14 protein-coding genes are annotated in these 13053 nt (G+C 55.8%); 9 read left to right on the forward strand and 5 right to left on the reverse strand.

The annotated features are described in order from the left end of the window. Positions 1–7 precede the first annotated feature (7 nt). The gene (gene fabA, locus ABNS66_RS03450; protein ID WP_286837609.1) at positions 8–532 is read right to left on the reverse strand and encodes a bifunctional 3-hydroxydecanoyl-ACP dehydratase/trans-2-decenoyl-ACP isomerase; all 525 of its coding nucleotides are present in this window, start codon (positions 530–532) and stop codon (positions 8–10) included. Between the two features lie 227 nt (positions 533–759). Here fabA and galU point away from each other — a divergent pair, with 227 nt between their 5' ends. Next, positions 760–1596 carry a UTP--glucose-1-phosphate uridylyltransferase GalU gene (gene galU, locus ABNS66_RS03455; protein WP_286694249.1) on the forward strand — a complete coding sequence of 279 codons (837 nt, stop codon included), beginning with the start codon at positions 760–762 and terminating at the stop codon, positions 1594–1596. A gap of 3 nt (positions 1597–1599) precedes the next feature. Continuing rightward, entirely contained in the window at positions 1600–2949 is a 1350-nt protein-coding gene (locus ABNS66_RS03460) for a phosphomannomutase (protein ID WP_286837607.1), read from the forward strand. A 75-nt stretch (positions 2950–3024) separates the two neighbouring features. Here the strand turns inward: ABNS66_RS03460 and pgi are convergent, their stop codons facing one another. Together pgi and ABNS66_RS03470 are read right to left on the reverse strand one after the other, a co-directional pair. Continuing rightward, positions 3025–4662, reverse strand: a complete 1638-nt coding sequence (gene pgi / locus ABNS66_RS03465) for a glucose-6-phosphate isomerase (protein ID WP_286837606.1) — start codon at positions 4660–4662, stop codon at positions 3025–3027. 117 nt (positions 4663–4779) lie between these two features. Then, the gene (locus ABNS66_RS03470; RefSeq protein WP_286837604.1) at positions 4780–5739 is read right to left on the reverse strand and encodes a polyprenyl synthetase family protein; all 960 of its coding nucleotides are present in this window, start codon (positions 5737–5739) and stop codon (positions 4780–4782) included. A 271-nt stretch (positions 5740–6010) separates the two neighbouring features. On the opposite strand from ABNS66_RS03470, the gene rplU reads away from it, so the two are divergent. The 4 genes from rplU to proB all read left to right on the forward strand — a co-directional run bounded on the left by rplU (position 6011) and on the right by proB (position 9040). After that, positions 6011–6322 carry a 50S ribosomal protein L21 gene (gene rplU, locus ABNS66_RS03475; protein WP_027874901.1) on the forward strand — a complete coding sequence of 104 codons (312 nt, stop codon included), beginning with the start codon at positions 6011–6013 and terminating at the stop codon, positions 6320–6322. An 18-nt stretch (positions 6323–6340) separates the two neighbouring features. After that, the gene (rpmA, locus tag ABNS66_RS03480; RefSeq protein ID WP_204995052.1) at positions 6341–6598 is read left to right on the forward strand and encodes a 50S ribosomal protein L27; all 258 of its coding nucleotides are present in this window, start codon (positions 6341–6343) and stop codon (positions 6596–6598) included. A 99-nt stretch (positions 6599–6697) separates the two neighbouring features. Continuing rightward, a complete protein-coding gene (cgtA, locus tag ABNS66_RS03485) occupies positions 6698–7900 on the forward strand; it encodes an Obg family GTPase CgtA (RefSeq protein ID WP_286837602.1) in 1203 nt (400 codons plus the stop codon). 9 nt (positions 7901–7909) lie between these two features. Further along, positions 7910–9040, forward strand: coding sequence for a glutamate 5-kinase (gene proB, locus ABNS66_RS03490; protein WP_204995054.1), 1131 nt, complete (start codon positions 7910–7912; stop codon positions 9038–9040). A 64-nt stretch (positions 9041–9104) separates the two neighbouring features. Here the strand turns inward: proB and rpsT are convergent, their stop codons facing one another. Further along, positions 9105–9377 carry a 30S ribosomal protein S20 gene (gene rpsT, locus ABNS66_RS03495; protein WP_204995055.1) on the reverse strand — a complete coding sequence of 91 codons (273 nt, stop codon included), beginning with the start codon at positions 9375–9377 and terminating at the stop codon, positions 9105–9107. A 130-nt stretch (positions 9378–9507) separates the two neighbouring features. Further along, the gene (locus ABNS66_RS03500) at positions 9508–9879 is read right to left on the reverse strand and encodes a diacylglycerol kinase (protein WP_204995353.1); all 372 of its coding nucleotides are present in this window, start codon (positions 9877–9879) and stop codon (positions 9508–9510) included. 151 nt (positions 9880–10030) lie between these two features. On the opposite strand from ABNS66_RS03500, the gene lpxL reads away from it, so the two are divergent. From lpxL to ABNS66_RS03515, 3 genes are read left to right on the forward strand one after another with little or no spacing between them, the layout of a single operon-like run. Next, a complete protein-coding gene (gene lpxL / locus ABNS66_RS03505; protein WP_286837600.1) occupies positions 10031–10921 on the forward strand; it encodes an LpxL/LpxP family Kdo(2)-lipid IV(A) lauroyl/palmitoleoyl acyltransferase in 891 nt (296 codons plus the stop codon). Between the two features lie 6 nt (positions 10922–10927). After that, a complete protein-coding gene (locus ABNS66_RS03510; protein ID WP_286837598.1) occupies positions 10928–11851 on the forward strand; it encodes an ELM1/GtrOC1 family putative glycosyltransferase in 924 nt (307 codons plus the stop codon). Next, positions 11844–12992 carry a glycosyltransferase family 4 protein gene (locus tag ABNS66_RS03515; RefSeq protein WP_286837596.1) on the forward strand — a complete coding sequence of 383 codons (1149 nt, stop codon included), beginning with the start codon at positions 11844–11846 and terminating at the stop codon, positions 12990–12992. Before ABNS66_RS03510 ends, ABNS66_RS03515 begins: the two co-directional genes overlap by 8 nt. Positions 12993–13053: the final 61 nt, after the last annotated feature.

Here is a 13053-nt window from a genome sequence, read left to right on the forward strand (position 1 = left end):
ATTGTTATTACGCGAAGCTGGCGTCGTCTTTGAACAGGCCAACCCGCAGATCTTTAGCGGTGTAGATAACTTTCCCGTCGACAGCGACCTCGCCGTCGGCGATACCCATAACCAGTTTGCGTTCAATGAGTCGCTTGAAGTTGAGTGTGTAGGTAACGAGTTTGGTGTCGGGTAAAATTTGTCCGGTGAACTTAATTTCGCCGGCACCCAGCGCGCGGCCTTTGCCACTGTTGCCGCGCCACCCGAGAAAAAAGCCCACTAGCTGCCACATGGCATCGAGCCCCAGGCAGCCGGGCATGACCGGGTCGCCAACAAAGTGGCAGTCGAAAAACCATAGGTCGGGGTTGATATCGAGCTCGGCGATCAGTTGGCCTTTGCCGTATTCGCCACCTTCGCCGCTAATATGAGTGATGCGGTCTAACATGAGCATATTGTCGACGGGAAGGCGGGGGTTGCCCGGGCCAAAGAGCCGGCCGTGGCCGCAATCAATGAGTTCTTCTTTTGTAAAGCTATTTTTATGGGTAAGAGACATAAGAAAAAGACTTGCCAGTGAGAAATTTGTAGCGCGCATAGTAGCATAAGGGCCTGCTGAGCACACAAAAATGTCAACATTGGCCTGATCATTGCTGTAATAATTTGGTAAGCAGGGCAAAGTAGGCTACGCGGTGATTGCGAATCTGCTGCACTGCTGGGAAAATTCGTTCACAAGGCTCGTTACGGACTGAGCTATTTCAAAAAAACACAGGATGCACAAGTAATATGATCAGGAAATGTCTCTTTCCGGTTGCCGGCTACGGTACCCGCTTCCTACCCGCGACGAAGTCGATGCCCAAAGAAATGCTGCCGATCGTCAACAAGCCACTGGTTCAGTACGGTGTTGAGGAGTCTATTGAGGCGGGGCTTAAGCAAATTGCTCTGGTAACGGGTCGCGGTAAGCGCGCCATTGCTGATCACTTCGACATTAGTTTTGAGCTTGAAAACCAAATAGCGGGCACCAGCAAAGAGTCCTACCTGACCAGTATTCGGAAAGTGTTGAGCGAAGGCACTTTTATGATGACGCGCCAGCGCGAAATGAAAGGCTTGGGGCACGCCATTCTTACCGGTGAAAGCCTGGTGGGCAATGAGGCCTTCGGCGTTATTCTTTCCGATGACCTGTGCGTGAATCCGGGCGAAGATGGTGTGATGGCGCAAATGGTGAAGCTGTATAACCAGTTCCGCTGTAGCATTGTCGCCATCCAGGAAGTGCCAATGGAGAACATCGAGAAATACGGTGTTATTGCTGGCGATGATATGGGTGGTGGCCTCTACCGAGTAAAAGATATGGTTGAGAAGCCCAAGGCTGAAGACGCGCCGAGTAACCTCGCGGTTATTGGTCGCTATATTCTAACGCCCGATATTTTCGATATTTTGCGCGACACTCCTCCGGGTAAAAACGGCGAAATTCAGCTGACAGATGCACTGATGACCCAGGCGCAAAACGGCTGCGTGCTGGCGTATAAATTCCGAGGCCGCCGATTTGACTGCGGCAGCGTGCCCGGATTTATCGAAGCGACAAACTACGTCTACGAAAACATCTATCAAGACGGGCAGGGTTGATTCATGGTGCAAGAACTAAGCTGTTTTAAGGCCTACGATGTTCGCGGTCGCATCCCCGATCAGCTCAACGAAGATATTGCCTATCGCATTGGTCGCGCCTTTGCTGAGGTGATCAAGCCAAAGAAGGTTGTCGTTGGGCACGATATTCGCCTGAGTAGTGAGGTAATAAAAGCAGCCGTTTCTAACGGCTTGCGCGATGCAGGGGTCGATGTGTACGACATCGGCCTGTGTGGAACAGAAGAAATTTACTTTGCCACGTCGCATGCAGAAATGGATGGCGGTATTGCCGTCACCGCGAGTCATAATCCCAAAGATTATAACGGCATGAAGTTCGTGCGTGAGGAGTCGAAGCCAATCAGCGGCGACACTGGCCTGTTGGATATTAAAGCCCTTGCTGAGAAGAACGAATTTTCAGCCCCGGCAGCGGTGCGTGGCCAGCTTCAGTCGCTTGATACGAGTGCGGCCTATGTCGAGCACTTGTTGAGCTACGTAGATGTATCTGCCCTCAAGCCGCTCAAAATCGTCGTCAATGCCGGTAATGGTGGCGCTGGGCGTGTGGTTGATCTGTTGGAACCGCATTTGCCGTTTGAATTTATTCGTGTTCATCACGAAGCTGATGGCAACTTCCCGAACGGCGTGCCGAACCCTCTTTTGGTGGAGAATCGTCAACCCACTATTGATGCCATTAAGGCGCACGGTGCTGACCTGGGTATTGCCTGGGACGGTGACTTTGATCGCTGTTTCTTTTTCGATGAGCGCGGCGAGTTCATCGAAGGCTATTACGTTGTGGGCTTGCTTGCCGAGACTTTCCTGCTGAATGCTCCAGGCGAAAAAGTGGTTCACGACCCGCGTTTAACCTGGAACACCGTCGATATTGTTCAGGCGCGCGGCGGCGAGGCGGTACAGAGCAAAACCGGTCATGCCTTTATTAAAGAGCGAATGCGCAAGGAAAATGCGGTCTACGGCGGTGAAATGAGTGCCCACCACTACTTCAGGGACTTTGCTTACTGCGATAGTGGCATGATTCCCTGGTTGCTGGTTACTCAGCTGATGTCGGTGAGGTCTGCGGCCTTGTCGTCGCTGGTCGAAGAGCGCGTTGCCAAGTTTCCCTGCAGTGGTGAAATTAATCGCGAGGTCGACGATGCGCGCGCCAGTATTGCTGCCATTGAAGCAAAATATGCCGAGCAGGCAAGCAGCGTTGATTATACCGACGGTCTGAGTATGGATTTTGACGGCTGGCGGTTTAATGTGCGCATGTCCAACACCGAGCCGGTTGTACGCTTGAACGTTGAGAGTGAGGCGGACATGGCGCTGATGAAGCAGAAAACTGAGGAGCTGCTAACCCAGCTATAAGCGCGGTTTCTGTTGCTTGTTAGAAAGCCGGGCATAGCCCGGCTTTTTTGTTTCTGTGGTGAGTGCGTCCGGTTATTAGCTATTGGCGCGTCGGGCTCGCTCGATGAGTTGCGCTGTCGAGCTGTCGGGGGTGGTGTCGCTGTCTGTGTCGCCTCGGAGGCTCCCCAGTAGTTGGTGGCTTAACTGCTTGCCAAGTTCTACCCCCCATTGGTCAAAGGGGTTGATGTCCCAGATGAAGCTCGCGCAGATCAGTCGATATTCGTACAGCGCGATCAAATTGCCGAGTGCGCGGGGGCTGAGCTCGTCCATCAAAATTGTGGTACTGGGGCGGTTGCCTGGCATGGCTTTATGTTTGGCAAGTTGTGCGGCCTCGTCAGGGCTGAAGCCGTCCCGTAGTAGCTCTTGCTCCACCTCTTTGGCAGATTTGCCCTGCATAAGCGCCAGGCTTTGTGCAAAGCAGTTCGCTAGTAAGGCTTGCTGTTGGTCGAGAGCTTTGCCACTGTTTTTGAGCGTGGCAATAAAGTCGCAGGGAATGATGTCGCTGCCCTGGTGGAGTAATTGGTGGAAGGAATGCTGGCCATTGGTGCCTTCGCTACCCCATATTACGCCGCCGCTCTGTTGCGGCAGGGCGTGGCCGCTACGGTCCACCGTTTTTCCGGCGCTTTCCATAAACAGCTGCTGGAGATAGTCGGGGAGCTGCTTGAGGCGGTTGCAGTAGGGCAGGATGGCGTGAGAGCTGATATTCCAGCTGTTGCGATACCACACATCCAATAGCGCGAGTGTAGCGGGCAGGTTGCTCTCAAGGCTGCTGCTTGCCATGTGCTCGTCAACTTCCGCGCCGCCTAATAATACTTCTGAGAAGCAGGGCCAGCCGTAGTTGGCGGCGACGATAAGGCCAAAGCCAGACCAGACGGAAAAGCGCCCGCCTACCCAGCTCGGCACGGCGAGGGTGAGGTCTGGCGCAATCCCCAGCTTGGCGGCGGCGTCGGGGTTGGCGGTTATGGCAATAAAATGCCTACCGATATCCTGCCCCGGTAGAGCCTGTTCCAACCAGCGCTTTGCCGCTGCGGCATTGGCTAAGGTTTCTTGCGTGCCGAAAGATTTCGAGGCAACGATGAAGAGGGTGCTCTCGGCGGGCAAATCGGCGAGGGCTTCGTTGGTGCAACTCGGGTCAATATTGGCTAAAAAGCGGCATTCAAAAGCGGCTTCTGCACTCTCTTTCAGGGCTTCGGTAAACAGGCGCGGGCCAAAGTCAGAGCCGCCGATACCGATGTTGACGATATGGCTGTAGGGTTTGCCGGTGCAGCCACACAGTTCGCCGCTGCGCAGGCCTGCGCTGATCGCCGCCATATTTTCGTACATTGTGTGAATCGCGGGGTCGCTGCTGTGTTGGGAGTACGCCCACGTTCGCAGTGCGGCGTAATTTGCACTGCGTTGTTCGGTGTTGTTGCACAGCGCGCCGCTGCGCATAGCGTTAAGCTTTTCGGGCACGCCTGCATCGAGGGCGAGGGCGTGCAGGGCCTTGGCAATGTCGCTATCGATATGCTGCTTTGAGTAATCGATAAACAGGGCGCCCAACTCCGTGCTGAATTGCGTGCTGCGATCCGCATGTTCGGCGAAGCGTTGTTTTAATGGTTGCTTTGAGCACGCACTCTTGAGTGAGGCGAGTGTTTGCCAGATTTCGCCTCGGCGACTCGGTGTTGCTGGTGCCACTGATTTCTCCCGTTCTTCCGTGGTGGGCGCTCTTCGCATTATCGCAGCCCATTACTGCCGATAATAACGCAATATTCATACCGTTATATGAAATCGCCGTCCTTTTGCGACCGCTGCCTAGCTTTTTCTTTGAAGGGCCAGTTCGCACAGCTTGCTAAGAGCGTCTTTGTGGGCGCTCGGCGGGAGGGACTGTAGTGCATGAATAGCAGCCTGGCTGTATTTCTGGGCAGCATCTCGGCAATAGTCTAGAGCGCCGCTTTGCTTAACGGCTGCAACAATGCTGTCAAGCTCGTCCGCCGACTTTTCACTAATGGCGCGTTGAACTTGCTGCTTTTGTGTGGCGCTGCCGTTCTGCAATATGAAGATCAGTGGCAGGGTCGGTTTGCCCTCTGCCAGGTCGTCGCCAACATTTTTACCAGTCTCGGCGGGGTCGCCTTCGTAGTCCAGAATGTCATCAATCAGCTGGAAGGCAATGCCGAGATTTAAGCCGTAGTCATACAGGGCTTGTTGTTGGCTATTTTGGTCTGACAGCAGCGCGGCGCCCGAGCACGCGGCCGCAAATAACACGGCGGTTTTGCTGCGAATGACATTGAAGTAAGTGTCTTCATCGGTGTCGGGGTTGCCTGCCCTCGCGAGCTGAAGTACCTCGCCCTCGGCAACGGTATTGGTCGTGTCAGACAGTAATGCCATGAGCGGCATGTTGCCAATGCTAACCAATACCTGAAACGCGCGTGAGTAAAGGAAGTCGCCAACCAGCACGCTGGGTGCATTGCCGAATTCAGCGTTGGCCGTCGGTCGTCCCCGGCGCAGTGCAGAAAGGTCTACAACGTCGTCGTGCAGCAAGGTCGCAGTGTGGATAAATTCAATAACGGCTGCTAGGCGAATGTGGTCGTGGTCAATCTTGCCGAGCGCGCCGGCGCTCAGCAGGCTGAGAAGGGGGCGCAGGCGTTTGCCGCCAGCATCAATAATATAGTGGCCAATGTTCTCCACAAGGGCGACTCGGGAGTGCAATTGCTCGACGATAAAATCGTTGACGGAGTTGAACTCGCTATCTACGACCTGGCGGATATGTTGCATGGACTTATTGACTTGCGGCGGTGGAATCGGCTGGCATCGTATGGGGGGTGGGCTAGGCTGTCAAGTTGAGCGTACCTGAGGCTGAACGCTGGATAAAGCACTTGTGTTTATTGGCTGGAGCCAGTAAAATTCGCGCCCCTGAAGCAAAACCGCCCAGCCCGGCTGAAAAGTGAGGTTGCAGCGGTGCCTGGACTTGTCCCACGGCCGGTAAAAACTGGTGGTGGCCAAACACTCAATATGCATTGCAAGCAGGCTCTTGGAGATTATGCCCATGTACGCAGTTATTGAAAGCGGTGGTAAGCAGCACCGTGTAGTTGAGGGTGAAACCCTCAAGTTGGAAAAAATTGAAGTCGCCACTGGTGAAGCCATTACTTTTGATAAAGTACTGATGGTTAAGAACGGTGAAGAACTCAAAATCGGTGCGCCCTATGTTGAGGGTGGTAAAGTGACTGCAGAGGTTATCTCTCAAGGTCGTCACGCTAAGGTGAAAATCGTTAAGTTTCGCCGCCGTAAGCACAGCATGAAACAAGCCGGTCACCGCCAGTGGTTCACGGAAGTGAAAATCACTGGTATCAGCGGCTAAGAATACGAGGAGAGACTCATGGCTCACAAGAAAGCTGGTGGTAGTACCCGTAACGGACGCGATTCCGAGAGTAAACGCCTTGGTGTTAAGCGCTACGGCGGTCAGGCTGTTAGCGCAGGTAGCATCATCGTGCGTCAGCGTGGCACCAAGTTCCATGCGGGCGAAAACGTAGGCTGCGGAACAGACCACACGTTGTTTGCAAAAGCAGACGGTGTAGTGAAGTTTGAAGTTAAAGGCCCTAAGAACCGCAAGTTCGTCAGCATCGTCGCTGCGTAATTTCCGGCTCTATTGGTTCGCAAAGCCTCGTCGGTTGACGGGGCTTTTTTGTTTCTGTACACAACATAACGGGCTGTGTCAGTCACCGAGGTTAAGGTAATGAAATTTGTCGATGAGGCGGTAATCCGCGTAGCCGCGGGGCGCGGGGGCAATGGTTGTCTCAGTTTTCGTCGCGAAAAATATATACCCCGAGGTGGCCCGGATGGTGGAGACGGCGGCGATGGCGGAAGCATTATTCTGCGCGCAGACTCCGCCAGCAATACCCTGGTGGACTACCGCTTTGTAAAGCATTATCAGGCTCAGTCTGGCGAGCCGGGACGTGGTGGCAATTGTCGGGGTAAGAGCGGCGAGGATCTGGTGTTGATCGTTCCGGTAGGGACAACCGTGATTGATGAAGACACTCGCGAGGTCTTGGGGGATCTTATCGAGGCGGGCGATGAGCTAAAGGTGGCTCAGGGCGGGTTTCACGGCCTGGGGAATACGCGCTTTAAATCCAGTACCAATCGCGCGCCGCGCCAGTTTACGCGCGGCAGCGACGGCGAGATACGAAGCCTGCGGTTGGAGCTGAAGGTGTTGGCTGACGTCGGGTTGTTAGGCTTGCCGAATGCGGGTAAATCGACCTTCATTCGCGCGGTGTCTGCGGCAAAGCCAAAAGTTGCCAACTACCCCTTTACTACCTTGGTGCCCAATCTGGGGGTGGTGAGTGTGCAGCCCCATCGCAGCTTCGTGATTGCGGATATTCCCGGTCTGGTGGAGGGGGCAGCCGACGGCGCTGGCCTTGGTATTCGTTTTCTGAAGCACCTAACGCGGACTCGCTTGCTGCTGCATATTGTTGATATGGCGCCCTACGATGGTTCTACGCCTGAAGAGGCGGTTTCGGTGATCACCGAAGAGCTCAAGCAGTTTAGCCCGCTGTTGGCTAATCGCGATCGCTGGCTGGTGCTGAACAAAATTGACCTGCTGCCAGAGGAGGAGCGCGAGGCGCGCTGTCAGGCGGTGGTTGATGCGCTGGCGTGGGAAGGGCCGGTATACAAAATTGCGGCAATCTCCGCTGAGAATACCAAGCGCCTTTGTCAGGACATTCTGGCCTTTGTTGAGGCGCAGGCCGAGCGCTTGAGTGAGGACCCGGACGCTGCGGAGCGCGAGCGAGAAATTCAGGAGGCAATGCAGCAAGAGGCGCGTGACCGTATTGCGGCATTGCATGCAGCCAGAAAGGCGCGCCAGCAGGCTGACGGCGATGAAGACGATAGCGATGACGGCGACGATGATGATTATGATGTTGAAGTGGTCTACAGGCCTTGAGGTGATGGCGTGACAGAGGGACGGCAGCAGCTCTCGCGTGCGACGCGTATTGTTGTAAAGATCGGTTCGGCATTGCTTACCAACGATGGTCAGGGGCTCTGCGTTGAAGGCCTGGACGCCTGGGTGGCGCAGATAGCGGGCCTGCGAGCAAAAGGCTGTGAGATTGTGCTGGTGTCTTCCGGGGCGGTGGCCGAGGGAATGACCCGTCTCGGGTGGTCGCGCCGCCCAGAGGACCTGCATCACCTGCAGGCAGCGGCAGCTGTGGGGCAGATGGGCTTGGTTCAGGCTTACGAGGCGCGATTCCGAGAGCACGGCTTGCAGACGGCGCAAATCCTGTTGGGGCATGACGATATTTCCGCGCGGGATCGCTACTTGAATGCTCGGGGCACCTTGTTGACCCTGCTGGGGCTTTCCGTGCTGCCGATCGTCAACGAAAATGATAGCGTGGTGACCGATGAAATCCGCTTTGGTGACAATGACACCTTGGCTGCACTGGTTGCCAACTTAATTGATGCTGATGCGCTGCTGATCCTGACGGATCAGAGCGGCCTGTATAGCAGTGACCCCCGCTACAACCCCGAGGCTGAGCTTGTCAGTGAAGCCGATGCTGCCGATAAGTCTCTGGATGCGATGGTCGGTGGCAGTGCCGGGAGTTTGGGGCGTGGCGGTATGATGACCAAGTTGCGGGCGGCGCGTTTGGCGGCGCGCTCGGGTGCAAATACTCTGATCGCGGGCGGGCGTGAGCCCGATGTGCTGTCCCGCGCCCTGTCGGGGGAGGCGCTGGGTACTTTGTTGCTTGCCAAGGAGCCGCCGATGACGGCACGCAAGAAATGGTTGGCGGGGCAGTTGCGGCTGCGTGGCAGTGTTGTGGTGGATGACGGCGCGGCGCGGGTATTGCGCCAACAGGGGCGCAGTCTCCTTTCTGTTGGAGTGGTTGCCGCTCGGGGGCAGTTTGAGCGCGGTGATTTGGTGAGTTGTATTGATGCGGAAGGTAGGGAGGTTGCGCGGGGCTTGGTTAATTACCGTGCGGACGAGGTTGTTCGAATTGCTGGCAAGCCGACTGCTGAAATCGCCGAGATTTTGGGTTATTTGGCTGAGCCGGAGCTGATCCATCGCGATAATATGGTCGTGATGTCGTAACCGATAATGCCAGGCATAAAAAAACCCGCATAAAGCGGGTTTTTTTATGCCTGGCTTGCTGGTTTTACGCAGCTTCGCCCATGGCTTTAATGCGAGCGTTCAGGCGGCTCTTATGGCGAGCAGCTTTGTTCTTGTGGAAAATGCCTTTGTCGGCAGTGCGGTCAAGAACAGGTACTGCGGCTGCGTAGGCTGCTTTTGCCGCTTCTTGGTCGCCAGACTCGATTGCAGCAATAACCTTCTTCAGGTAAGTGCGAACCATTGAGCGCAGACTGGCGTTATGAGTGCGACGTTTCTCCGCCTGACGTGCGCGTTTTCTTGCTTGCGGGGAATTTGCCACCCTTATTACTCCTCTAGAACTTGCGCTGAAAATTTAGGCCGTGGATTATTCAGTTTTGCGCCGCCTATGTCAAGGGAAAACGGGGCTTGGCTGGGGATTATTTGCGAGGGAAGGTGAGGCCGCCTGGCCCTCAGCGCAATCGCTCGACGATCTGCAGGCCCCAGCACGTTACGCAAAGCATCAGACTAATCATCACGGCGGCTGAGCCGATATCTTTGGCCTGCCCAGAGAGTGGGTGGCGATCGGTGCCAATACGGTCTATAGCTGCTTCTATCGCCGAGTTTATCAGCTCGACGATCAAGACCAGCAAAACCGGGATAATGAGCAGGCTGCGCTCGATCGCATTTTCCCCCAGCCAAAACGCTGCGGGTAGCAGAATGGCGGCCAGCATGCACTCTTGTCTGAAGGCCTCTTCATGGCGCCACGCGGCGGCGAGCCCCTTGCGAGAATAGAGAGTGGCGTCAATCAGTCGCCAGAGGCCGTGTCGGCCGGGCTTATTCATCATGGTAATTTCACAGCTGTTAGCCAGGTCTGTGTCTCAATCGGTGTACAATACTCAGCGCTATGCTTATGCAGGGCTGTTATATAAGGGCGTAGGCGCGCGAGCTCCGGTAGAACCGCCTGCCGAGAAGACACAGTGTAATAGCAGGACGATGACAATTCAGAGACAACTCTTACATCCGCGCTACTGGCCAACCTGGCTGGGTGTGGCATTTATGTTCGTGCTGGCAAAGTTGCCTCAGCGATTGAACTACCTTGTCGGCAAGCTGCTGGGCAGTTTGTTTTACTATTTTGCCGGTGGTCGACGCCATGTTGCCGCGCGAAATCTGGCGCTGTGTTTTCCGGAACTTACCGAGGCGGAACGTCGTCGCCTGCTCAAAAAAACCATGCAGGATCAGGGTATCGGTTTGCTCGAAATGCTGCGAACGTGGTTTACCCCAATTGACAAGCTGGGCGTCGAGTTGGAATTCGTCGGTGAAGAGCATCTCGACGGCGACGACCAGGGCGTCATCGTATTGGGCGCGCATTTCACCTTTATCGATTTGAGCGCAGCCTTAATTGCGCGCAGTAAGCGTTCTGACTCGTTCTATCGCAAGCAAAAGAACCCGGTGATCGAGTGGATTTTGAGTCGAGCGCGCGGGCGTTATGGTGAGCCGATTCACCGGCGCGATTTTAAACGCGCACTAAAATCCCTTCGCAAAGGGAACCGGCTGTTCTACCTGCCGGATCAAGATTACGGCCGCAAGTCGGCGGCATTTGTTGAGTTTTTCAATACCCCTGCCGCCACTACCGTGGCGACGTCTACCCTGGCTAAGGGTGGGCGCGCGAAAGTGGTATATATCGACCAACAGCGCTTAGAGAAAGGGCGCCGAATTCGCCTGGAGGCCATTCCGCTGGAAAATATTCCCAGTGGCGATCCCGATGCCGATGCGCGGGCGGTGAACGCTGTGATTGAAGAGAATATTCGCCGAGCGCCGGAGCAGTATATGTGGGTCCATCGCCGTTTCAAAACGCGCCCCGAAGGCGCTGCGAAGGTGTATTGAGGCCCTATGGCGACGACTTTGCGATTGTGGTTTATCACTGACGGGCGCCCCGGCCACCTAAATCAGTTGCGCGGGCTTGCCGAGCGGCTCGAGGCAAAAGTACCGTGCCAAATTCACTGGTTGGATATTTCTCAGCAGGGGTTTCGCAAGGCTGGCCGCAGCGGGCTTTGCGGGCAGTTCGCTGCCAGCTCGCTCCCCGATTGGGTGGTGGCCGCCGGGAGTCGTTGTCACCTGCCCCTGCTGTGGACCGCGAAGGTGAGCGGCGCTCGCTCTTTGGTATTAATGAAACCCAGTCTGCCGCGATGCTTATTTGATGCCGCGATTATTCCCGAGCATGATGCGCCGCCGGTATCACCGAAAATACTGGTTACTAGGGGCGTGCTCAATGTTATGCAGCCGACTTTTGAAAATAGGGATAAGCGGCGTGGCTTGATTGTATTGGGCGGGGTAAACAAACACTTCGCCTGGGATAACGACGCAGTATTAGCGCAGGTGCTGGTGATTGCCAACGCGCGCTCAGACTTGCATTGGACCGTATCAGACTCGCCGCGTACTCCGCCTGGCCTACTGGAAGCATTGGCTGCAGAGGCGGTGGCCAATATAGATACCTTGCCCTTCAGTGATTGCCCACCCGGGTGGCTGAGAGCGCAGTTAGCCGCAGTTGCCGAGGCCTGGGTCAGTCGAGACAGCGTGTCGATGGTCTACGAGAGTATTACCTCGGCGGTTCCGACCGGCTTGTTAGCGCTTCCACCATTGCGAGATTCGCGGGTAACGCGAAGTATGGCGAGCGTGCTGGCGGCAGGTCTGGCCAAGGGGTATGAGTCTTGGTCCGCTGGCGAGCCATTGCCACCCCCTGCTGAACAGGTTTGGGAGGCAGATCGTGCCGCCGATTGGCTGCTCAACACCTTAGAAGGAAACAAACATGCTTGATGCGGTTAACGAGACCGAGGCGATCCCCCGCGTGCTCAAGGTCGTGCAGTTGCTGCCCGCGCTAAATTCCGGCGGCGTTGAGCGTGGTACCGTCGAATTTGCGCGAGAGCTGGTTCGTCTGGGCCATCAATCGGTAGTCATTTCTCACGGTGGCCGCATGGTCGAGCAGCTAGAGGCCGAAGGTAGCCAGCATATTGCCATGCCCATTCATCGCAAGTCCCTGGGCTCGCTGTGGCAGGTTCGGCCCCTGCGGCGATTGCTGGAAACACTGCAGGCGGATGTGATCCATGTGCGCTCGCGTGTGCCGGCCTGGATAGCCTGGTTGGCGTGGCGAAAGATGGACCCGGCTAGCCGCCCCCGCTTGGTGAGCACGTTTCACGGCATGTATTCGGTAAACGCCTACAGTGCCATTATGGCAAAGGCGGAGCATTGCATTGCCATCTCACATTGCGTTAAGCGCTACATGGTCGATAATTACCAGATTCCCGAAAGCAAGATAACGCTGATTCCGCGGGGCTTGGATGCCGAGGCCTTCGTTCGTCAGGATGCCGACAGCCAGTGGTTGGAGGTGTTGTTTTCGGAGTATCCGCAGCTCAATGGCAAGCCGATAATATTAATGCCGGGGCGGCTGTCGCGGTGGAAGGGACAAGAGGCCTTCCTGCAAATGATGGCCCGTTTAGTGAGCTTGCGTCCGGATGTCCACGGGGTGGTGGTGGGAGATGCCGAGCCCGGCAAGCAGCACTATTTAGAAGAACTGCTTGCCATGCGTGAGTCGCTGGGGCTCACCGAGGTCGTCACCTTTGTTGGTCACCGTAGTGATATTGCCAATTTCTATCGCTTGGCTGCTGTCACGTGCCATCTTTCTAACAAAGAAGAACCCTTCGGTCGCACGGTGCCGGAGTCCCTCGCCTGCGGTACGCCGGTGGTAGCCTATGACCGCGGTGGCGCAAGTGAGTCATTGAACGCCGGCTTTCGTCAGGGGCTCGTCCCTGCCGACGATGTGGTGGCGTTTGCGGCGCGTGTTGCCGATTTGTTAGAGGCCGACAATCAGATTAGTCTGCCGCCTGAATACTATTTGGATCACCAAGTGGCCAGTACCCTGAATGTGTACGAGCAATTACTTGGCAATTCTGCCCACTAGCGCGCCCTGACGCCGCGAGGTGGTGGTGATATAGTCGGCCGCTTCAGGGCGGCACTCCCTG

This window comes from uncultured Spongiibacter sp., from assembly GCF_964011655.1.
GTDB classification, from domain to species: Bacteria; Pseudomonadota; Gammaproteobacteria; order Pseudomonadales; family Spongiibacteraceae; genus Spongiibacter; species Spongiibacter marinus.